Raw genomic sequence first — 20,720 nt, forward strand, 5'->3', positions numbered from 1 at the left:
CCCTCCACCGCTTCCCGCGGTGGGGGGAGCGGTTCCGTCTCCTGGATGGCGTGGCCGGCACTGGTCGCCTTCTCGATCTTCGGGATCATCCCGTTGTTCGGCGTGCTCTACCTGAGCTTCACGTCCTGGAACGGTCTCAGCCAGAATGTGCCGTTCGCCGGGCTGGAGAGCTGGAAGTCCGTGCTGAGCGACCCGGGTCTGCCGCACGCCCTCTGGGTCACCTTCCTGATCATGGCGCTCTCCTGGCTGGCGCAGACCCCGATCTCGATCCTCCTCGGTGTCTTCATCGCCAAGCACTCGCGGTACCGCAGCGTGCTCGCGGTGCTCTTCTTCGTCCCGCTGCTGCTCAGCCAGGCGGCCATCGCCATCACCTACAAGATGCTGCTGGACCCGAACTTCGGGCTCGGCGCCGGTCTCGGCCTGGAGTTCCTCCAGCAGGACTGGCTCGGCGACAGCACCCTCGCGGTCGGCGTGGTCATCTTCGTGGTGTCCTGGCAGTGGATCCCGTTCCACTCGCTGATCTACCAGGGCGGCGTCCGGCAGATCCCGGCCTCGATGTACGAGGCGGCGGAGATCGACGGGGCCGGCCGGGTCCGCAAGTTCTTCAGCATCACGCTGCCGCAGCTGAAGTACACGATCATCACATCGTCGACGCTGATGGTGGTCGGCTCACTGACCTTCTTCGACCTGATCTGGGTGCTCACCGCCGGTGGTCCCGGCGACGCCACCCGGGCGCTCGCGGTCGACATGTACCAGCGCGGCTTCAAGGCGACCCTGATGGGTCCGGCCAGCGTCATCGCCGTCATCCTGGTGCTGCTCGGTCTGGGCCTGGCCCTGCTGGTGCGCCGGCTCGGCGGACGCGACGCGGCCGAGAGCCAGCTGGAAGGAGCCTGAGATGACGACGATGCTCGACAGCAGCCGGCAGTCCGGGAAAGCCGCGCACGCGGCGCCACCGTCGACCGGCCGCCGCTCCAAGCTCTTGCAGTACAACTGGTTCGGCGGCCTGGCCGGCTGGCTCTGGCTGGGCGTGGTGATCGTCCCGATCTACTGGATCGTGATCACCAGCTTCAAGCTCCAGGCGGACTACTTCTCCACCAACCCACTGGCCCCGCCGACCGACCCCACCCTCGAGAACTACCGGTTCGTGATCGAGCACGACTTCATCCGGTACTTCTTCAACAGCGTGATCGTCACCGTCGGCGCGGTGGCCCCGGCGATCGTGGTGTCGTTCATGGCGGCGTACGCCATCGTGCGGGGCAGCGCGGTGAGCCGGTTCCTGCGTACGGTGAACGCGGTGTTCCTGATGGGTCTCGCCATCCCGTTGCAGGCGGTGATCATCCCGGTCTACCTCTTGATCATCAAGCTCAAGATGTACGACACGCTGGGCGCGATCATCCTGCCGTCGATCGCGTTCGCCATCCCGCTCTCGGTGCTGGTGCTCTCGAACTTCATCCGGGACATCCCGAAGGAGCTGTTCGAGTCGATGCGGATGGACGGCGCCACCGAGTGGGGCACGCTGTGGCGCCTGGCGCTGCCGCTGACCCGCCCGGCCCTGGTGACCGTCACGATCTACCAGGGTCTCCAGGTGTGGAACGGATTCCTCCTGCCGCTGATCCTGACCCAGAGCCCGGAGCGGCGGGTCCTCCCGCTGGCGCTCACCGCGTTCCAGGGCCAGTACAACATCAACATCCCGGCGGTGCTGGCCTCCGTCGTGCTGACCACGCTGCCGATCCTGACCCTTTACGTCATCGGCCGCCGTCAGCTACTCAGTGGTCTGACCGCGGGTTTCGGCAAGTGACTTCGTGCTCTCCCGCACGATCAGCTTGGTGACCAGCTCCACCCGGGGGGTCTCGATGGTCTCGCCGCGCGACAGTCGCAGGACGGTCCGCGCGGCGAGCGCCCCCATCTCCGCCAGCGGCTGACGGATCGTGGTCAGCGGCGGCGAGGACCAGCACGCGTCCGGCAGGTCGTCGAAGCCGATCACGCTCAGGTCATCCGGCACGCGCAGGCCCCGGCGGCGGGCCGCCTCGTAGACGCCGAGCGCCATCTGGTCGCTGGAGGCGAAGATCGCGGTCGGCCGGTCCGGCCGGTCCAGCAGCCGCCCACCGGCCTGATATCCCGACTCGTTGCGGAAGTCGCCCTGCTCCATCAGGCCCGGGTCGACCGGCACCCCGGCCGCCTCCATCGCCGCCCGGAACCCGTCGAGGCGGGCGCGGCTGCACAGCAGATCTTTCGGCCCGGCGATGAAACCGATGCGCCGGTGACCGAGACTGATCAGGTGGTCGGTGGCCGTGCGCCCGCCCGACCAGTTCGTCGCCCCGATGGTCGGCACGTCGGTCGCGGCGCCGCCGGCCGGATCGATGATCACCACCGGCACGCGCAGCCGGTGCAGCTCGGTGTGCACCGGCTCGGCCACGTCGGAGGTCACGAAGACCACCCCGTCCGAGGCGCGGGCCCGCAGATTCTGCAGCCACTGGCGGGTCGCGGTGGTCCGCCGGTGCACCTGGGACACCACGGTGCCGACGCCGGCTGCGTGGGTGACGTCCTCCACGCCGCGGACCAGCTCCAGGGCCCACGGGCTGTCCAGGTCGTTGAAGACCAGGTCGATCAGGCGGGCCCGGCCGGAGTGCCGAGAGTTGCGGGGCCGGTAGTCGTGCTCGCGCAGCAGTCGCTCGATCAGCTCACGGGTCTGCGGCGAGACGTCGGAGCGTCCGTTGAGCACCCGGGAGACGGTCGGCACCGAGACGCCCGCGGCGTCAGCGATGGCCGCGATGGTGACGCGTTGCTTACCGGCAACCATGGGCGCGCACTCCTTACCCGCCGGGGTGCAGCGTTTTCGGACTGCGATGTCTGCAACTTCCGGGCCCGGCACCGAAATCATGCCATGCCTCAGTGATAGTTCAACACGCTGGAAACCACCCATTTTCGGTTAACCGGTTAAGCGTGTCCTGCGGTTTTGCGGTGGGAGCGCTTCCGACGGGAACTCCGAAACTTCCGGAGAGCGCTTCCACGAACAGGTCAACGACAGGCCTGCCCAGGTCAGCGCAAGGTTGCCGGTTGCAGCGCTGTATCGAAGTACGGCACAAGCCGAGGTGGCCGTTCAGCGAACGGCCGGTGACGCAGCTCATGATCGGCTGAGCCGCCTTCGGTGGGGAGCCGGGCGCACCCGGCTCCCCACCGGCCGGGAGAGCGGCTCGGAAGCCGCTGGAGAGCCGTCCGGAGCCGCTCGGGAGAGCCGCCCGGGGCCGCTCGGGAGAGCCGTCCGGGGCCGCTCGGGAGAGCCGTCCGGAGCCGCTCAGGGGAGTCGCTCAGGAGAACTGCGGGATGACCTCTTCGGCGAACGCGAGCAGCGGCTCGTGCTCATACGCCACCCGCGGGATGTAGGCGATCACGTAGTCCGCCCCGGCCTCGGCGATCCGCTCCACCCGCGAGCGGATCGACGCGATCGACTCGCCCGGCTCCAGGTGCAGGCTGGTCGACTTGGCGATCCGGTCGTAATCGGTGCCCTGCTCGTCGCAGTGCCGGCGCAGCACGTCCAGCTTCTGCGTGATCAGCTCCGGGTCGCCGCCGCCCACGTTGCAGCCGTCCGCGTACTTCGCGACCAGCTTCAGCGTCACCTTCTCGCCACCGCCGCCCAGCCACAGGTCCGGCTTGCGCTGCCCGGCGCCCTTCGGCTGGTTGATCGCCCCGTCGATCCGGTAGTGCTTGCCCTGAAAGACCGGCGTCTCCTCGGTCCACATCCGGTGCACGATCTCCACGGCCTCCCGGAACGCCCGCATCCGCTCCGGCACGTCCGCCCACTCGTAGCCGTAGGCCTTCCACTCGTGCTCGTACCACCCGGCGCCCAGCCCGGCATACAGCCGGCCGTGGCTGGCCACGTCCACGGTCGACGCGATCTTGGCGTACAGGGACGGCTGCCGGTACCCGTTGCACCCCACCATCTGTCCGATTTTGACCCGGCTGGTGTCCCGCGCCAGCGTCGCGCTCACCGTCCACGCCTCGAACGTGGTGTTGATCGTCGGCTCCGGCACGGTGTGGAAGTGGTCGTACACCCACACCGAATCCCAGGGCCCCGCGTCGGCCAGCTTGGCCACGGCGGTCATCGCCTCGTACTGCTCGACCGGATCGTCGATCTCGACCAGGTCCATCCGCCAGCCCTGCGGCACGAAAATGCCGAACTTGATGCTCATGCAAACAACCTACCGACCCCGACAAGATCAAAATTCCTTACCGTACGCCCGGAGCACCATCCCGCTGCCCTCAGCGCAGGCGGCGGCGGAGACCGTCGATCGGGCCCCGGGGCGCCGGCTCCGGCAGGAGCGCCCGCAGTTCGGCATCGGTGGCGGGACGGGCGGCGAGGACCGCGTCCCGGAGGCGGGACCGGTCCACGGCGAGGCCGCCGTGGACCTCGACGAGGTGGGGCGAGCGCTGCTGCACGTAGGCGTGCCAGCCCCGCGCCCGCTGATAGATCAGCCCGTCCGGCTCCGTGGTGCACGTGTAGTCCAGGGGGCAGACGGACGGCGCGGTGACCGAGCGGACCTGGAGGCCGATCATCGCGTCCTCGATGCCGCTGATGCCGTCGGCGGGCTCGTAGGTGGCGCCACGCTCGCTGAAGCCCTGCAAGCGGTAACCGGTCGCCGGCGCGACGAACGGCATGTCGCCCGCGGCCGGGTGGACCCTGAGCTCGGCGGCGCTCGCCGGCCGGGCGGCGCGGACGGCCGCCCGCAGCGTGGCCCGGTCCACCGTGTCGACGCCCTCCACGGTGATCAGCGTGGCCCCGGCGCGGCGCAGGTAGCCGTGGCTCCCGCCGCTGTCGGACGTCAGGTGGAGCAGGCCGCCGGGCTCCGCCGCGCACGTGCCGACGGTGGTGGTGAACGCGCCGGACCGCGTCGCGTACCCGGCGGTGCCGGCGCAGGTCCACGGGTGGCCGGCCGGCTCGAACGGCTGCGTGTGGACGGTGTAGAAGCGCACCGGCGGGATCAGCGCCGGGTCGACCGGCTCGAACTCGCCGCCGCCGGCCCACGGGCCGTAGGCCACCGCGCCCACCGGGCGGTATCCGGGGATCTGGACGGCCCAGAACTCGTCGCGCTGCTTGCCGGCGTGCGCGAGCCGTTCGGTCAGGTCGTCCGGCGCGGACGCGCGCAGTCCCAGCAGGCCCGCCGCGGCCAGCACGGTCAGCAGCACCGCGGCGGCGACCGGCACCGGCCACGGCCTCGCCAGCAGGCCGGCGATCAGCGCGAACGCCAGACCACCGAAGAGCAGGATGCCGAGGTCGCCGCGGGACAGGCCGAGTCCGGCGGCGTCGCTGACCCCCCAGCCCAGGCCCCAGAGCGCCGCGCCGAGCCCGGCCACCAGCACGGCCCAGAGCATCAGCCGCCCGGTCGTCGCGCCCAGCCAGGTCGCCTCCCGGGTGAGCCGGGCGATCAGGAACAGCACGCCGACGTCGGCGGCCAGCACCACCGGCGCCAGCACCTGCGCGGCCGGGCCGCCGCCCCAGACGGCCGCGAGCAGGAACCCGCCGCTCACCAGCGGTGCGATCGCCCCGAACAACCACACCGCGACCAGCTGCCCGGCGACCCGGGCACCCGGCCCGGCCACGGGCTCGTCGTCCATTCCCGACATCCTGGCACCCGGGCGCACATCGGTGACCCGCGACGGTGTGTCAGGTGTGCCGGCGGAGCAGGCTGCGGAGGTGCTCGGTGAGGGTCACTCCGGGCGCCTCGGGCAGGTTGGCGACCAGCTCGGACTCGGTGGCCGGGCGGGACTGGTCGAGGGCCTGGACCAGGATCGTGCCGTCGACGCCGCGGTCGCCGGTGAGCCGCAGGTAGACCTCGCCGCGGCGGATCACCGCGGCCGGGCCGGCACCCGGCTCGAGGCGGGCCTGGCGGGCGTCCTCGTCCGCGTCCTCGCAGTCGAGCAGCTCGCAGGCCGCGTCCACCGGGGCGGCGACCAGGTGGAGGTGGCCGCCCGCGCCGGCCGGAGAGTACTCGTCGCCGCCGTCGCCCAGACCGAAGGTCTGCCGGTTGCGCCGGTAACCGGGCACGTCGACCACCCAGGCCTGGACCGGGAGCGCGTTGAGCCGGTCCACCCGGTGGTCGCCGTCGCTCGGGCCGTTGTCGCGCAGCGCCAGCAGGCCGGCGCCGGCCAGCGCCACCAGCACCAGGGCGGCCGGGGTGCGCAGCCACCAGCCGCGGGCCAGCAGCGCCGCGACCGGGATGATCAGGGCGCCGCCGAGGAACACGGTGAGCCGGCCGTCGTGCATGAACGCCAGGCCGTGCGCGTCGGCCACCGCCCGGCCGGCCAGCCAGGTGAGCGCGCCGAGGCCGGCCACCAGCAGGGCCCAGATCAGCCGCCGGGCCGGGGTGGCGCCCAGCGGGGTGACCACCGGCGTGGCCCGCACCAGCAGGACGAGCAGGCCGAGGAAGACCAGCGCGGCCACCGCGAGCAGCGCCACGGTCGCCACCGTCGCGCCGGTGCCGCCGAGCTTGAAGCCGCGGGCCATGCCGGTCAGCACCAGTGGGACGCAGCCGCCCAGGATCCACAGCGAGAGGAACTGCCAGATCGTCTGCCCGGGCCGGGACGCGGCGGGATCCGTCCACCGTGGCGTGTCGCCCGGGGGAGCGGTACGGACGGCGGGCCGTGCGCTGTGACGGGGTGCGGACATCGACACAGGGTGGCATCACCATCGCCCGCCGTGGTGCCCCGTTCCGGGTCCGGAATTAGCACATGGGATGAACGAACGGCGGATGGCGGCCCCGGCGCGCGCCATCTGAGGAAGTTCTCCTACTGGTTTTGGAGAGATAATTCTGCCGGATCGTTGACGGAAAAATTGGAGGCTGCCGACAATGGCCGCGTGTCCGGAACAGTTGGCGTCCACGCGCTGGTCAGACGCGCTCACGAGGAGCGCGTGCTGGCCATCCTTCGCGAGCACGGAACCCTGAGCCGGGCACAGATCGCGGCCCGCTCGGGCCTGTCCCGCACCACGCTCTCCGAGATCACCGGCGACCTGCTGGGCCGCGGGGCGATCGTGAAGGTGACCACCGACGCCCACCAGCGGGCCGGCAGCGGCCGCCCGGCCGAGCTGCTCGCCCTCGATCCGCGCTCCGGCCAGTTCCTCGGCGTCGACCTCGGGCACACCCGGGTGCGGGCCGTGGTCACCGACGCGGCCCACGAGATCATCGCGAGCGGGGTCACGCCGTACCCCGCGAGGACCTCGCTGCCGGCCCGGATCCGCGCCGCCCTCGGTCTGATCGACCGGCTCGGCCGGGAGCAGGGCCTCGGCCTCTCCGCGTTGCAGGCGGTCGGCGTCGGGGTGACCGGGCCGTATCCGGCGGACACCGCCCGCGCTGACGTCTCCGCGGTGTTCCGGGAGCGGTTCGGCGCGCCGGTGCTGGTGGACAACAACACCCGGTTCGCGGCGCTGGCCGAGGCCGGCACCACCGCCGCGCGCGACGTGCTCTACATCCGGCTGGCCGCCGGGATCGGCGGCGGCCTGGTGGTCGGCGGGCGTCTGGTGGCCGGGGCCGGGGGAGCGGCCGGCGAGTTCGGGCACGTGCTCGCCGAGCCGGGCGGCGCGCCCTGCCGCTGCGGCAAGCGCGGCTGCCTGGAGACGGTCGCATCGGTCGGCCCGGCGCTGGCCGCGGCCGGCGTCGACGACCTGGACACACTGCGGGCCCGGCGGTTCGAGCCGCCGGTCGCGGCGGCCATGGACCGGGTCGGCACGGCGGTCGGGCAGGTGCTCGCGTCGGCCGCGCTGATCCTCGACCCGGAGCTGATCGTGATCGGCGGCAGCCTGCCGCGCGCGGTCCCGGCGATCGTCGACCGGGCCGCCGAGGTGGTGGCGGCCGGACGGATCCCGGCCGGGCACGACGTCGCCGGGATCGGCCGGACCGGCGACGGCCCGCTGGTCCGGGCCGCGCGCCTGGGTGACGACGACGGGGCGCGCGGGGCGGTCGCCGCTCTCTACCGGCAGTCCCCGCTGCTGGCCGGATATGCGAATCTCGAACGGAGTACCCGATGACCTTGGTACGCGCGGACACCAGGGTGACCGCCCCGCGGGCGCCGGGCAAGCGCCGGCCGGTCGTACCGAAAACGGTCTTGACCTTGATCTCGATCGTGGCCGGGGTGGGTGTCTGGTGGGGGCTGTCGCTGACCGGCCTGGACATCCCGGCGCCGGTGGTGGTGCTGAACCGGGCGATCGAGCTGATCGAGGACGGGACGCTCGGCGCCGACATCCTGGCGAGCCTGCGACGGGTGCTGATCGGATTCGGCCTCGGCGTCGGGCTGGCCGTGCCGATCGGTTTCCTGATGGGCTGGTACGCCCCGGTCCGCGCCCTGATCGAGCCGTGGATCCAGTTCTTCCGGACCATTCCGCCGTTGGCCCTGATCCCGCTCGCGATCGTGCTGATGGGCATCGAGGAGACCCCGAAGATCTTCGTGATCTTCCTGGCCGCGTTCCTGTCCTGTGTGATCGCCACCCTCCAGGGCGTGCTCACCGTGGATCGCACGCTGATCAACGCGGCCCGGGTGCTGGGCGCCCGCGACCACACCATCCTCGCCCGCGTGGTGATCCCGGCGTCGTCGCCGTTCATCCTGGTCGGGATGCGGATCGGGCTGGGCTCGTCGTGGGCCACCCTGGTCGCCGCCGAGCTGATCGCGGCCCAGCAGGGCCTCGGTTACCGGATGCAGAGCGCGCAGCTCTACTACGACCTGCCGACCATCTTCGTCGGGCTGCTCACCATCGGCGTGCTCGGCCTGCTGATGGACCGCGTCCTGCTGCTCGCCGAACGCCGCCTCACGTCCTGGCAGGAGACCCGATGATCACGCTGGAGCACGTCGGCAAGGTCTACCCGCCGAAGGACTTCGTCGCCCTGGGCGACGTCTCGCTGCGGATCGGGAACAACGAGTTCGTCACCGTCGTCGGACCGTCCGGTTGCGGCAAGACCACGCTGATGAACATCCTCGCCGGGCTGGAGACGCCGACCTCCGGGCGGGCGCTGGTCGGCGGCCGGCCGGTGGACGGGCCCGGCCCGGATCGCGGTGTGATCTTCCAGCAGTACGCCCTGTTCCCGTGGCTCACCGTCCGCAAGAACGTCGAGTTCGGCCTGCGCGAGAAGGGCGTCCCGGCGGCGGAGCGGAGGCGGATCGCCGACCACTTCATCGCGCTGGTCGGACTGACCGAGTTCGCCGACGCGCTGCCCAAGACGCTGTCCGGCGGGATGAAGCAGCGGGTGGCGATCGCCCGCGCCTACGCGGTCGACCCGTCGATCCTGCTGATGGACGAGCCGTTCGGCGCGGTCGACGCGCTGACCCGGGTCCGGCTCCAGGAGCAGCTGCTGGCCACCTGGAGCCGGGAGAAACGCACCGTCGTGTTCATCACCCACGACGTCGACGAGGCGGTCTTCCTGGCCAACCGGGTGGTCGTGATGGCCGCCCGGCCCGGCCGGATCGCCGAGATCGTCGACGTCGACCTGCCCTACCCCCGTACCGAAGAGATCCGTCTCAGCCCACAGTTCACCGCTCTGCGCCATCGCGTGTGGAGCGCGGTCCATCACCAGGAGCTCGTACCGTGAAAAAGCTTGTCGCGGCCCTGTCCGCAGCGTCTCTGCTGTTCGTCGCCGCCTGCGGCGACGACGCCGCGGGCGAAAAATCATCAGAAAAAGTCACCTTTGGCTACATCGCCGACTACAACGGTACGAGCCTTCTGGCTGTCGCGCAGGACCAGAAGCTCTGGGCCAAGCAGGGTCTCGAGGTGAGCACCAAGGTGTTCACCAACGGTCCGCTGCAGGTGACCGCGATGAACGCCGGCGACCTCGACTACGGCTACATCGGCCCGGGCGCGGTCTGGCTGCCCGCCTCCGGCAAGGCGAAGATCGTCGCGCTGAACTCGCTGGGCAACGCCGACCGGGTGATCGCGCGGGCCGGGATCACCGACCTGAGCCAGCTCAAGGGCAAGAAGGTGGGCGTCCCGGAGGGCACCTCGGGCGACATGATCCTCACCCTGGCGCTCCAGAAGGCCGGCCTGAAGAACTCCGACATCCAGCGCGTGCCGATGGACGCGGCCACCATCGTCTCGGCCTTCGGCGCCGGGCAGATCGACGCGGCCGGCATCTGGTACCCGCTGCTCAACAACATCAAGGCGAAGAAGCCGGACCTGGTCGAGCTGGCCAAGGACGCCGACTTCGCGGACACCATGGCGTTTCCCACCGCGTTCATCGGCAGCAACGCCGCGGCCGGTGACGCCGCCAGGACCGGCAAGGTGCTGGCCGTGCTGCACGAGGCGATGGCCTACCGGGCGGCGCACCCGGACGAGACGGCGCAACTGGTCGCCGCGCTGAACAAGCAACCGGTGGACGCGGTCAAGGCGGACGCGGCGAACAGCAAGATGCTGGACGGCTCGACCGACGACGCGACGGCGAAGAAGTGGCTCAGCGGGCTGGGCGAGTACTTCGTGACGGCCGGCAAGCTGCCGTCCAACCCGGACCCGGCCACCTACTACGTCGGGACCGCCGCGAAGTGAACTTCCTGTTCCTGATGACCGATCAGCACCGGGTGGACACGCTCGGGGCGTACGGGAACCCGCACGTCAGCACCCCCAACCTGGACCGGCTCGCGGCGAGCGGGACGCGGTTCGACCGGTGGTACACACCGACCGCGATCTGCACGCCGGCGCGGGCGAGCCTGCTGACCGGGCAGGCGCCGTTCCGGCACAAGGTCCTGGCCAACCAGGAGCGGAACGTGGGATATCAGGAGGATCTGCCGGCGTCGGCGTTCACCTTCGGGCTCGCGTTGCGGGAGCGGGGGTACAACTGCGGGCTGCTCGGGAAGTGGCACGCGAGCACGGCGGCGACGCCGGCGGACTACGGGTTCGACGGGCCGCACCTGCCGGGGTGGCACAACCCGGTCGAGCACCCGGACTACCTGGCGTATCTCAAGGAGAACGACCTTCCGCCTTATGAGATCCACGATCGGATCAGGGGGACGCTGCCCAACGGCGGGCCGGGGAATCTGCTCGCCGCGCGGCTGCGGCAGCCGGTGGAGGCGACCTTCGAGCACTACCTCGCCACCCGGACCATCGAGCTTCTCCAGCGATATGCCGGGGAGGATCGCCCCTTCTACCTCGCCACCCACTTCTTCGGGCCGCACCTGCCGTACATCGTGCCGGACGAGTACTTCGACCTGATCGACCCCGCTGTCGTGGAGCTGCCCAAGTCGATCGCGGAGACGTTCGAGGGCAAGCCTGCGGTGCAGCGGAACTACAGCGCGCACTGGACCTTCGACACGATGCCGATCGAGGTCACCCGGAAGCTGATCGCGGTGTACTGGGGTTACGTGTCGATGATCGACCATGAGGTCGGCCGGATCCTCGGCGCCCTCGATGATCTCGATCAGGGGGACAAGACCACCGTCTTCTTCACCTGTGACCACGGCGAGTTCACCGGCGCGCACCGGCTGCACGACAAGGGCCCAGCGATGTATGAGGATATTTACCGAACACCGGGGATTATCCGGACGCCGGGGGCGCCCTCCCAGGTCCGCAACGAGTTCGTCAGCCTGCTCGACTGCACGGCCACCATCCTGGACCTGGCCGGCGTCGACCCCGCCCCGGCGGTCGACTCGCGCAGCCTGGCGCCGCTGGTGCGGGGCGAGACCCCGGACTGGCAGCCGGACATCGTCTGCGAGTTCCACGGGCACCACTTCCCGTACCCGCAGCGGATGCTCCGCGACGACCGTTACAAGCTGGTCGTCAACCCGGAGTCGGTGAACGAGCTCTACGACCTGGAGCGCGACCCGGACGAGCTGATCAACATCTATCGCCACCCGGAGACGGCGCCGGTCCGGGAGCGGATGCTCCAGCGGCTGTACACCCTGCTGGTGGAGCGGGACGACAACTTCTATCACTGGATGACGTCGATGTACCCGGTCGGCGCGGTGGACCACGATCCGACCCTGAGCGGTCTCGACGACCAATCCTACCTATCCTAGCGGTCATGAATTGTTGCACTCCCTCGGCCGAGGACCGGCCCGGCCTGGCCGTCGTGCCGGCGCCGGTCCCCGGCGCGGGTCCGCACGGCGTCGCGCAGGTCGTCGTACCCGGCCAGACGTTCGCGATGGGCGACGCGCACGGCGACGGCATCCCGGCCGACGGCGAGCAGCCGGTGCACCCGGTCACCGTCCCCGGGTTCAGCATCGACGCCACCTCGGTCACGGTCGCCGACTTCCGGGCGTTCGTGGCCGCCACCGGCTTCCGCACCGACGCCGAGCGGTACGGCTGGTCCGCCGTCTTCCACCTGGCCGTCACCGACCCGGACCGGATCGCCGGCGAGATGGCCGGGACACCGTGGTGGCTCGGCGTCGCCGGGGCCGACTGGGCGCACCCGGGAGGGCCGTCCTCGACCGCCGCCGACGATCACCCGGTGGTGCACGTGAGCTGGAACGACGCTCAGGCGTACTGCGCCTGGGCGGGGCGCCGGCTGCCGTCCGAGGCGGAGTGGGAGTGCGCGGCCCGCGGGGGCCTGGCGTCCCGGCGGTACCCGTGGGGCGACGAGCTGCCGGAGGACGACTGGCTCTGCAACATCTGGCAGGGCGAGTTCCCGGGGCGGAACACCGCGGCGGACAGGTATGTCACGACGGCGCCGGTGCGGACTTTCGCGCCCAACGCGTACGGGTTGTACCAGTGCGTCGGCAACGTGTGGGAGTGGGTGCACGACTGGTTCTCGCCCCGCTACTACGCCACCTCGCCGATCGGCGACCCGCGGGGCCCGGCGCTCGGCGCGGCCCGGGTGATCCGCGGCGGGTCGTACCTGTGCCACGACTCCTACTGCAACCGCTACCGCAACGCGGCCCGGTCCTCGAACACCCCGGACTCGTCGACCGGCAACATGGGTTTCCGGACCGTGGCACAGTCCATATCAGAGGGATAACGGTCTGACCCTTGGGGCATGCGCCGCAGCCGCCCGGGCGCGAGGCTGAGTCCCAGGGGGTGAGACGGGGCATGTTCACGATCCTCTGGGCCGCGGTGCGCTCCCGGGCCGCGCAGACGTTCACGCTGATCATCCTCACCGCGCTGCCGGCCGCCGCGGCCGCCGCCGCGCCGTGGTACGCGCTGTCCGAGTCCGGCCGGGCCGCCGCGGTCACCGCCGGCACCGTCCCGGCCGCCGAGCGCACCGTGACCGTGCACTGGGACAGCGACACCGGCGTCGACCCGGAGGCCGCGCTCGACGCCTTCGGCGAGACCGTCGGGCGGAGCCTGCCGATGCCCGGGGCGGACGGCGCGCTCGGCCTGAGCCGGGCGATGACCGTCCTCGACCCGGCCGGGGTGCCGGACCGGGTCAACGTCGACTATCGGGCCGGCTTCTGCGAGCGGGTCCGGCTGACCGGCACGTGCCCGGCCCAGGCCGGCGACGCCGCGATCACCCGGGCCGTCGCCGACCGGCTCGGCGTCCGGCCGGGCGCCACCATCACCGTCCGGGCCAGCTCCGACGTCAAGGCCACCCGCGTGCCGATGCGGGTCACCGCGCTCTACGAGATCGCCGATCCGGCCGGCGGATACTGGGCCGACTCGCTGTTCAAGGTGGACAGCGGCCTCGACCCGATCTTCACGGTGCCGCGCACGTTCACCGGCAGCCCGCTCGGCGAGCCGGTCTTCACCTGGTCCGCCGAGGTCCCGGTGCCGCTGCTGCGCGGCGACGGCGGCTACGACCTGGGCGACCTGGTCGCCCGCTCCGGCGCGATCGGCAAGGTCACCGACCCGACCGGCCCGCTCCGCGCCGATCTGGCCGACGCGGGCGTCCGGCTGCTGCGCGCGGTGCTGCTCGCCGTCGTCCCGGTGCTGCTCCTCGGGTGGTACGCGATCGCCCTGGCCGGCCGCTACACGGCGCGGGACCGTCGGCGCGACGCGGCCCTGCTGAAGATGCGCGGCGGCACCCGGAGACGCCTGATCGTGCTGCTCTCCGGGCAGCACGCCGGCCCGCTGCTGGCCGGTGGGCTGCTCGGCGCGGCCGCCGGGATCGGGGCCGGCCGGATCCTGGCCGGGAGCGGCTCGCTCGCCGCGGGCGGGTGGTCGCTCGCGGCGGTCGCCGGTGTGCTGCTCGGCGCGCTGGTGATCCTGCTCGTGGCGGACCTGCTGCTGATCCGTACCCCGGTGGTGGCCCTCCAGCGGGAGCTGCCCGCCGCCCGGACCGGCCGGGCCGCGCTGCTCGCCGACATCCTGCTGGTCGCGGTCGCCGTGGCGGCCGTCTATCAGGCCCGGTCCGGCAGCCCGGACACCGGGGTCGGCGCGATCGCCCCGCTCGCCGTCGCGGTCGCGGGCACCGTGCTGCTGGCCCGGCTGCTGATCCGGGTGGCCGACCGCGGCGGCAGCGCGGCGCTGCGGGCCGGGCAGCTGCGGCTCGGCCTGACCGCCGTCCGGATGTCCCGGCTGGCCGGCCTCGACCGGGTGTTCGCCCTGCTGGCCGTCGCGGTGTCGATGCTGATCACCGCGACCGGCGCGGCCGCCGCCGACCGGGCGGCGCACACCGCCCGGGCCGAGGCCGAGCTGGGCGCCGCCCGGGTGCTCACCGTCCGCGCGGCGAACTGGACCGCGCTGCGGCACGCCGTCGCCGTCGCCGACCCGCGAGGGCGGTACGCCATGGCCGCCGCGGTCGACCGGACGGCCAGCCCGCCGCTGCTGGCCGTGGACACCGCCCGGCTCGCCGCGGTCGGCGCCTGGCGCCCCGAGTTCGGCCCGCTCCCGGCGCCACCGCCACGACTCGATCCGGTCCCGCTGATCACCGGAAATGCGCTGGTCCTGCGGGTCCGCAACGACCGCCCGGTGCCCGCCACCGTCGACCTGATCCTGCTCGACGAGGTGACCGGCGCCAAGGTCGAGGCCGGTTTCGGGCCGGTGCCGCCCGGCGAGCACACCGTCACCACCGCGCTGGCCGGCTGCGCCGGCGGGTGCCGGCTGGCCCGGTGGCAGATCCCCGCCCCGGTCGGCCCGGACGGCCTCCCGGCCCGGGAGCCGGTCACGCTGCGCTCACTCGTCCAGCGCGGCCCGGACGCCGAGGTGCTCGGCCCGGACCGGCTCGCCGACGCCGGCGAGTGGCGGACCGGCGCCACCGATCCCGGCCTGGTCCTGGCCGGTGGCCCCGGCGGCCTGGCCGTCGCGGCCGGCGACGGCGGCGGCAAGCCCGGCGGTGACCGGTTGTTCCCGGTCGACGCCCCGCTCCCGCTGCCGCTGGTGCAGTCCGGCCCCAGCCCGGTGCCGTGGCGGTTCGCCGAGCCGGCCCTCAACGTGAGCGGCACCCTGATTCCGGGCCGGATCACCGCGACCCTCCCGGCACTGCCGGTCCTCGGCGGCGCCGGGGTGCTCACCGACTTCGACGCGCTGCGCCGGGTGGCCGCCGACACCGGCGCGCCCGGGATCACCCAGGTCTGGCTCACCGCCGACGCCCCGGCCGTGGTGCTCGACCGGCTGCGGGACGCCGGGGTGCTGGTGCTCGGCGACGAGACGGCCGTCGCGCGCGCCGCCCGGACAGCCGGCCGGGGCACCGCGCCGGCCGGGTCGTTCGCCCTGCTCTGCGCGGTGATCGCGGTGCTCACCGCGGCCGCGATGTGCGCCGTGGCCGCCTCGGTCGACCGGGCGCCGCAGCGGGCCGCGATGGCCGCCCTGCGGGTGCAGGGCCTGCCCGCCACGACCGCTGCCGCGAGCCGCTATCTGGGGCCGTTCATCCTGGCCGCGGGCGGGGTCGCCGGGGGTGTGCTGGCGGCGCTGCTGGCCCGGCGGCTGACCGGTGAGCCGGACTCGTACTTCGAGGACGGCTGGCGACTGCTGCCCCCGCCCGAGGTGCTCGGCTGGCAGCCACTGCTCCTCTCCGCTCTGGCAGCCATGCTCGGCCTGGCCGCGCTGGCCGGGATGACCGGCATGCTCGGTGATAAAGGCAGGTCCCAGTGATCGCGTTGGTGTTCACCATGGTCTGGGCCCGGCGCGGACCGGCCATTGTGCTCGCCGTGCTGGCCGCCTTCGCGGTCGCGCCGGCCGTGGCGGCGCCCGCCTACCTGCGCGCCGCCGACCGGGTGGTGGCCGCCGGGCAGGTCGCCGAGGCCGATCCGGCCGAGACGGCGCTGAGCATGCGGACCACCGACCGGGACCGGCGCGCCGGCGGCGACGTGCCGGGCGGTGTCGATCTGACCGCCGCCGGCGCCACCCTGGTCGAGCTGCCCGGGTTCCGATATGTCTACTCGGTCGAGTTCCCGGTGATCGGCATGGAGACCGACGACCGGGTGCGGACCCGGCTGGTGCACCGGCAGGACGCCTGCGCCCACCTGAGGATCGTGGCCGGTCGGTGCCTGCTCGGCGAGAGTGACCTGGTGGTGGGGGAGCAGGCCGCGCGCCGGCTGCACCTGCACGCCGGGCAGTCGGTGCCGCTGAGGTTCGCGAAATTCGACGCCGACCCCGACGCCCTGGAGTTCGTCGCGGACGGCGCCGCGAAAAAGTTCTTCGTCGCCGGGATCTACCGGGTCACGGATCCGGCCGAGGCGTACTGGGGCACGCACGACTACTTCGCGCCGGAGGACGTCGCCGGCGGCAGCCGGCCCGGCGAGCCGGCCTTCACCAGCCTGTCCACGATCTCCCTGATGGACCACGGCGACGCCGAGCTCAGCGTCGACGGGTACGCCGGACCGGGCGCCCTGGACGTGGACCGCCTGCCCGCCCTGCGCGACGCCCTCGTCCACCTGGAGTCCGGCGTCGCCGACCTGGGCGCGGCCGGCGCCGGCGGACCGGGCAACGCCCTGAACCTGTCGACCTCGATGCCGGCGCTGATGGCCCGGATCGACGAGGGTCACGCCGCCGCCCGCCGGATCGTCCCGGTCCCCGCCGTCGCCCTGATCGTGCTCGCCTGCCTGGCCGTGCTGCTCGCGGTCGGGGCCGGCGCCGAGGCCCGCCGCCCGGAGACGGCGGTGATCGCGCTGCGCGGCGCCCGGCTGCCGCACCGCTGGTGGCTGGCGTCCGGGGAGAGCCTGGTCGCCGTGCTGGCCGGCACGATCGCCGGGGTCCTCGCCGGACAGTGGCTGGTCGACGCCGTCGTCGCGATCCGCTGGCCCGGCGTCGGCGCCGACCCGGACCCGGCCTCGCTCAGGTACGCCCCGCTCGCGCTCGCCGCGGTGCTGATCACCGTGCTGGCCGCCCAGGGCGGCCCGATGCTGCGCCCGGTCGCCGAGCTGCTGCGCCGCGCCCCGATGCCCGGCCGGTACGCCGGTATAGCCGTCGACGTCCTGCTGGCCGCCCTCGCCGCCGGCGCCGCGGCCCAGCTCGCCCTGGGCGGCGGCGACCTGGCCGGGATCGGCTCGGCCGCCCCGGCCCTGGTGATGCTGGCCGCCGCGCTGCTGGTGGCCCGCGCCCTGCGCCCGCTGGCGGCTCGGTCCGGTCACCGGTCGCTGGACCGTGGCCGGCTGGGCCGGGGCCTGACCGGGCTGCTGCTGTCCCGCCGCCCGGCCACCGGCCGGGTGCTGGCGCTGCTGATCGCGGCGGTCGCGGTGAGCGGCTACATGGTGGCCGCCTCCGAGGTGGCCGCCCGGGGCCGGCAGGTCGAAGCGGACCTGGGCACCGGCGCCGCCCGGGTGCTGTCGATCGGCGCGACCAGCCGCAACCAGCTGGTCACCGCGGTCCGGGCGGTCGACCCCGGCCAGCGGTTCGCGATGGCCGTGGTGCCGGTCGCGCAGGACCCCGGCGCACCGCCGCTGCTGGCGGTCGACACCGGCGAGCGCCGGCTGGCCGCGACGGCGAACTGGCCCGGCGGCGCCGACGACGCGGAACGGATCAGCCGGGCGCTGCGACCGCAGCCGCCCCGGCCGCTGGTGGTGCCGGGCGGCTCGGACATCGCCCTGGACCTGACCGCCGCCGAGTTCGAGCCCGGCAAGGCGGTCAGCCTCGACATGATCGTCACCCCGGTCGACGGGAGCGGGCCGGACGCGGTGCTCCCGATGGGTGTCGTCGTCCCGGGCCCGCACACGTACCGATACGCCCTGCCCCAGTGCCACGGCGGCTGCCGGCTGAACGCGTTGAAGATCTCCGGCGGTCAGTCGCTGGGCACCCACGGCGTCATCACCGTGCACAACCTGGGCAGCGGCGACCCGGCCGCCTGGCGGGTGTCGCCCGGCGGCCGGCTCAGCGCCGCGCCGGACGGCCTGCGGATCGAGGTGACCAGTCTGGACGGTCACCCGGAGGGCCTGCTGGTGCAGCCGGCCGCCACCCCGTGGCCGCTGCCGGTGGTGGCGACCGGCACCTTCGTCCCCGGCTCGGTGTCCGGTCTCGACTTCCGCGCGATCCCGGTGACGGTGGCCGGCCGGCTCCCGGCGATCCCGTCGCTCGGCGCCCCGGCCGTCCTGGTCGACCTGGATTACCTCGACCCGATCTCCACCGACGCCGCCCCGCTCGCCGGGCAGGTGTGGCTCGCCGCGGACGCGCCGCCCGACGTGGTGCGCCAGCTCACCGCGCACGGCCTGACGGTCACCCGCGACCTGGCCGCCGCCCAGGTCGCCAGCCGGCTCGACCGGCAGGGTGCGGCGGTCGCGCTCGGCTACGCCGGGCTGGTCGCGGTCCTGGTCGTGGTGCTGGCCGCCGGAGTGCTGGTGCTGACCGCCGGGGCCGGGCGGGAGCGGCAGGCCGAGGACCTGGCCGCGCTGCGGGCGCAGGGACTGAGCCGGCGGGAGGTGCGCCGCGCCGCGCTGTGGGCCTATCCGATGCTGGTCGTGGCGGCGGTCCCGGCGGGGGTGGCGATCGCTCTGGCGGGGTGGGCGGTGACCGGGTGGGCGCTGCCGTTGACCGGGGTGGATCCGCCGCCGCTGCCGCGCCCGTCGTGGCCGGGAGTGATCAGTCTGGTGGTGACCGCGGTGGTGCTGGTGATCGTGCTCGGCGGCACCGCCCTGCTGGCCGGTCGGCGTACCCTCCGCCGGATCGGCTGAGCCTCCCGGGGTGATCGTGCCCGCCGGTGCCCCTGGGCCGGATGAGGCCGCGCGAACCGCCCCGCACGGGGCAAATCCCCTCGTACCGTGAAAGGCGGCCGACGACGGGGGACCTGATGAGCGCGACGATCCTGCCCGATCCGCCCGGGTGGCGCAGCTTCCTGGCCGACCTCGGGGTCCGGCAGAAGATCGGCTCGATCATCGGGATCGGCGTGCTGATCTCGATCGTCGCCGGTGTCCTGGCCACCCGCGCGCTGAGCCGGTCGGCCGCCGCCGCCCACGAGCTCTACGCCTCGAACATGGCCAGTGACGCCGCGCTCGCCGAGCTGGAGACGATCGCGGTGGCGGTCCGCAACGACATGGCCAACCTGCTGATCTCCCGGTCCGCCACCGACAACACCAAGTACGAGCAGCGCGTCCGGGACGGCTTCACCGGCTTCGACAGCGGGCTCGCCGACTACCGCGAGACGGATCCGGCCGGGACGCCGGAGACGATCGACGCGCTGGTGCGCAGCTGGAACGAGTACCGCCGGCTGGTGGAGAGCAAGCAGATCGCCAACGCGCTCAGGAAGGACATGATCGCGTACGCCCAGGTCCGGGACGAGCAGACCTCGCCGATCATCGACCGGGTGAAGGCCAGGTTCACCGAGCTGGGCGAGGCCGAGTCGGTGGAGGCGGCGGCGGCCGCCGCGGGCGCCGCCTCGACCTATCGCACCAACCGCAACCTGATCATCACGGTCGCGGTGCTGGGCAACCTGCTCGCCGTGCTGGTCGGCTGGCTGGTGATCCGTTCGGTGGTCGGGGCGCTGACCCGGGTCAAGGTGGTCTGCACCGGGCTGGCCGCCGGGGACCTGACCGGTCGTACCGGGCTGACCGGCAACGACGAGACCGGGCAGATGGGCCGGGCGCTCGACGCCGCGCTGGTCAACCTGCGACACACGGTGGCCACCATCGACCGGTCGGCGATCTCGCTGGCCGGCGCCGCGGAGCGGGTCAACCAGGTGGCCACCGAGATCGCCGGCTCCGCGGAGCGCACCACCAGCCAGGCGCAGACCGTGTCGGCCGCCGCCGAGGAGATCTCCCGCAGCGTCGACACCGTCTCCGCGGGCAGCGAGGAGATGGGCGCGTCGATCCGCGAGATCTCCCAGAACGCCACCGAGGCCGCCCAGGTCGCGGGCGCCGCCGTCGACCTCGCGTCGCGGACCTCGGCCACGATGAACCAGCTCGGCGCCTCCTCCGCGGAGATCGGCGACGTGATCCGGACGATCACCAGCATCGCCGAGCAGACCAACCTGCTCGCGCTCAACGCGACCATCGAGGCGGCCCGCGCGGGCGAGGCCGGCAAGGGTTTCGCGGTGGTCGCCAGCGAGGTCAAGGATCTGGCCCAGGAGACCGCACGGGCCACGGAGGACATCTCCCAGCGGGTCGAGGCGATCCAGGCCGACACGTCCGGCGCGGTCAGCGCGATCGAGGAGATCACCCGGGTGATCGCCCGGATCAGCGACTTCCAGACCACCATCGCGTCCGCTGTGGAGGAGCAGACCGCGACCACCGCCGAGATGAACCGCAGCGTCAGCGAGGCCGCCGCCGGCACCGGCGACATCGCCCAGAACATCACCGGCGTGGCCGAGGCCGCCCGCTCCACCAGCGACGGCGTCGAGCGCTCCCAGCAGACCACCGCCGAGCTGGCCCGCATGTCGACCGAGCTGACCGCCCTGGTCAGCAAATTCAACTACTAGTTTCGGTACGCCCGGAGCACCGGTCCTACGCTGATC

At 73.0% G+C, this 20,720-nt stretch carries 15 protein-coding genes; 11 read left to right on the forward strand and 4 right to left on the reverse strand.

Annotated elements, in window-relative coordinates:
* Window positions 1-45: 45 nt before the first annotated feature.
* Together Aiant_RS34985 and Aiant_RS34990 are read left to right on the forward strand one after the other, a co-directional pair.
* On the forward strand, window positions 46-894 hold the full coding sequence (locus tag Aiant_RS34985; RefSeq protein WP_229830838.1) for a carbohydrate ABC transporter permease: 849 nt from the start codon (window positions 46-48) through the stop codon (window positions 892-894).
* 1 nt (window position 895) lies between these two features.
* The gene (locus Aiant_RS34990; RefSeq protein ID WP_189333905.1) at window positions 896-1,798 is read left to right on the forward strand and encodes a carbohydrate ABC transporter permease; all 903 of its coding nucleotides are present in this window, start codon (window positions 896-898) and stop codon (window positions 1,796-1,798) included.
* On the opposite strand, the gene Aiant_RS34995 is transcribed toward Aiant_RS34990, so the two are convergent.
* The 4 genes from Aiant_RS34995 to Aiant_RS35010 all read right to left on the reverse strand — a co-directional run bounded on the left by Aiant_RS34995 (window position 1,763) and on the right by Aiant_RS35010 (window position 6,664).
* Window positions 1,763-2,800 (reverse strand): LacI family DNA-binding transcriptional regulator, encoded by a 1,038-nt coding sequence (locus tag Aiant_RS34995; RefSeq protein ID WP_189333906.1) that lies wholly within the window; start codon window positions 2,798-2,800, stop codon window positions 1,763-1,765. The genes Aiant_RS34990 and Aiant_RS34995 overlap by 36 nt on opposite strands.
* A gap of 508 nt (window positions 2,801-3,308) precedes the next feature.
* The gene (locus tag Aiant_RS35000; protein WP_189333907.1) at window positions 3,309-4,190 is read right to left on the reverse strand and encodes an LLM class F420-dependent oxidoreductase; all 882 of its coding nucleotides are present in this window, start codon (window positions 4,188-4,190) and stop codon (window positions 3,309-3,311) included.
* A 70-nt stretch (window positions 4,191-4,260) separates the two neighbouring features.
* Window positions 4,261-5,613 carry a hypothetical protein gene (locus Aiant_RS35005; protein ID WP_189333908.1) on the reverse strand — a complete coding sequence of 451 codons (1,353 nt, stop codon included), beginning with the start codon at window positions 5,611-5,613 and terminating at the stop codon, window positions 4,261-4,263.
* Window positions 5,614-5,662: 49 nt separating this feature from the next.
* Entirely contained in the window at window positions 5,663-6,664 is a 1,002-nt protein-coding gene (locus tag Aiant_RS35010; protein ID WP_189333909.1) for a hypothetical protein, read from the reverse strand.
* Window positions 6,665-6,853: 189 nt separating this feature from the next.
* Between Aiant_RS35010 and Aiant_RS35015 the strand changes: the two genes are divergently transcribed.
* The 9 genes from Aiant_RS35015 to Aiant_RS35055 all read left to right on the forward strand — a co-directional run bounded on the left by Aiant_RS35015 (window position 6,854) and on the right by Aiant_RS35055 (window position 20,684).
* Entirely contained in the window at window positions 6,854-8,020 is a 1,167-nt protein-coding gene (locus tag Aiant_RS35015; RefSeq protein WP_212846601.1) for an ROK family transcriptional regulator, read from the forward strand.
* Window positions 8,017-8,820: an ABC transporter permease gene (locus Aiant_RS35020; RefSeq protein ID WP_189333910.1), complete on the forward strand. Its 804-nt coding sequence runs from the start codon at window positions 8,017-8,019 to the stop codon at window positions 8,818-8,820. The genes Aiant_RS35015 and Aiant_RS35020 overlap by 4 nt, the downstream gene beginning before the upstream one ends.
* Complete coding sequence (locus Aiant_RS35025) at window positions 8,817-9,572, forward strand: ABC transporter ATP-binding protein (RefSeq protein WP_189333911.1); 756 nt, start codon at window positions 8,817-8,819, stop codon at window positions 9,570-9,572. The genes Aiant_RS35020 and Aiant_RS35025 overlap by 4 nt, the downstream gene beginning before the upstream one ends.
* Window positions 9,569-10,519 (forward strand): aliphatic sulfonate ABC transporter substrate-binding protein, encoded by a 951-nt coding sequence (locus tag Aiant_RS35030; protein ID WP_189333912.1) that lies wholly within the window; start codon window positions 9,569-9,571, stop codon window positions 10,517-10,519. Before Aiant_RS35025 ends, Aiant_RS35030 begins: the two co-directional genes overlap by 4 nt.
* Before the next feature lie 14 nt (window positions 10,520-10,533).
* Window positions 10,534-11,985, forward strand: a complete 1,452-nt coding sequence (locus Aiant_RS35035) for a sulfatase family protein (protein WP_189333913.1) — start codon at window positions 10,534-10,536, stop codon at window positions 11,983-11,985.
* Between the two features lie 5 nt (window positions 11,986-11,990).
* Entirely contained in the window at window positions 11,991-12,923 is a 933-nt protein-coding gene (locus Aiant_RS35040) for a formylglycine-generating enzyme family protein (protein WP_189333914.1), read from the forward strand.
* 71 nt (window positions 12,924-12,994) lie between these two features.
* Complete coding sequence (locus tag Aiant_RS35045) at window positions 12,995-15,934, forward strand: FtsX-like permease family protein (protein ID WP_189333915.1); 2,940 nt, start codon at window positions 12,995-12,997, stop codon at window positions 15,932-15,934.
* Window positions 15,931-18,945 (forward strand): ABC transporter permease, encoded by a 3,015-nt coding sequence (locus Aiant_RS35050; protein WP_189333916.1) that lies wholly within the window; start codon window positions 15,931-15,933, stop codon window positions 18,943-18,945. The genes Aiant_RS35045 and Aiant_RS35050 overlap by 4 nt, the downstream gene beginning before the upstream one ends.
* A gap of 116 nt (window positions 18,946-19,061) precedes the next feature.
* Window positions 19,062-20,684 (forward strand): methyl-accepting chemotaxis protein, encoded by a 1,623-nt coding sequence (locus Aiant_RS35055; RefSeq protein WP_189333917.1) that lies wholly within the window; start codon window positions 19,062-19,064, stop codon window positions 20,682-20,684.
* The last annotated feature ends 36 nt before the right edge of the window (window positions 20,685-20,720 follow it).

This window comes from Actinoplanes ianthinogenes, assembly GCF_018324205.1.
Taxonomy (GTDB): domain Bacteria; phylum Actinomycetota; class Actinomycetes; order Mycobacteriales; family Micromonosporaceae; genus Actinoplanes; species Actinoplanes ianthinogenes.

What these genes read in the sequence shown, in the direction of transcription:
- Aiant_RS34985 (WP_229830838.1), top strand. Translation starts at nt 46, where the DNA reads ATGGCGTGGCCGGCACTGGTCGCCTTCTCGATCTTCGGGATCATCCCG.
- Aiant_RS34990 (WP_189333905.1), top strand. Translation starts at nt 896, where the DNA reads ATGACGACGATGCTCGACAGCAGCCGGCAGTCCGGGAAAGCCGCGCAC.
- Aiant_RS34995 (WP_189333906.1), bottom strand. Translation starts at nt 2,800, where the DNA reads ATGGTTGCCGGTAAGCAACGCGTCACCATCGCGGCCATCGCTGACGCC.
- Aiant_RS35000 (WP_189333907.1), bottom strand. Translation starts at nt 4,190, where the DNA reads ATGAGCATCAAGTTCGGCATTTTCGTGCCGCAGGGCTGGCGGATGGAC.
- Aiant_RS35005 (WP_189333908.1), bottom strand. Translation starts at nt 5,613, where the DNA reads ATGGACGACGAGCCCGTGGCCGGGCCGGGTGCCCGGGTCGCCGGGCAG.
- Aiant_RS35010 (WP_189333909.1), bottom strand. Translation starts at nt 6,664, where the DNA reads ATGTCCGCACCCCGTCACAGCGCACGGCCCGCCGTCCGTACCGCTCCC.
- Aiant_RS35020 (WP_189333910.1), top strand. Translation starts at nt 8,017, where the DNA reads ATGACCTTGGTACGCGCGGACACCAGGGTGACCGCCCCGCGGGCGCCG.
- Aiant_RS35025 (WP_189333911.1), top strand. Translation starts at nt 8,817, where the DNA reads ATGATCACGCTGGAGCACGTCGGCAAGGTCTACCCGCCGAAGGACTTC.
- Aiant_RS35035 (WP_189333913.1), top strand. Translation starts at nt 10,534, where the DNA reads ATGACCGATCAGCACCGGGTGGACACGCTCGGGGCGTACGGGAACCCG.
- Aiant_RS35040 (WP_189333914.1), top strand. Translation starts at nt 11,991, where the DNA reads ATGAATTGTTGCACTCCCTCGGCCGAGGACCGGCCCGGCCTGGCCGTC.
- Aiant_RS35045 (WP_189333915.1), top strand. Translation starts at nt 12,995, where the DNA reads ATGTTCACGATCCTCTGGGCCGCGGTGCGCTCCCGGGCCGCGCAGACG.
- Aiant_RS35055 (WP_189333917.1), top strand. Translation starts at nt 19,062, where the DNA reads ATGAGCGCGACGATCCTGCCCGATCCGCCCGGGTGGCGCAGCTTCCTG.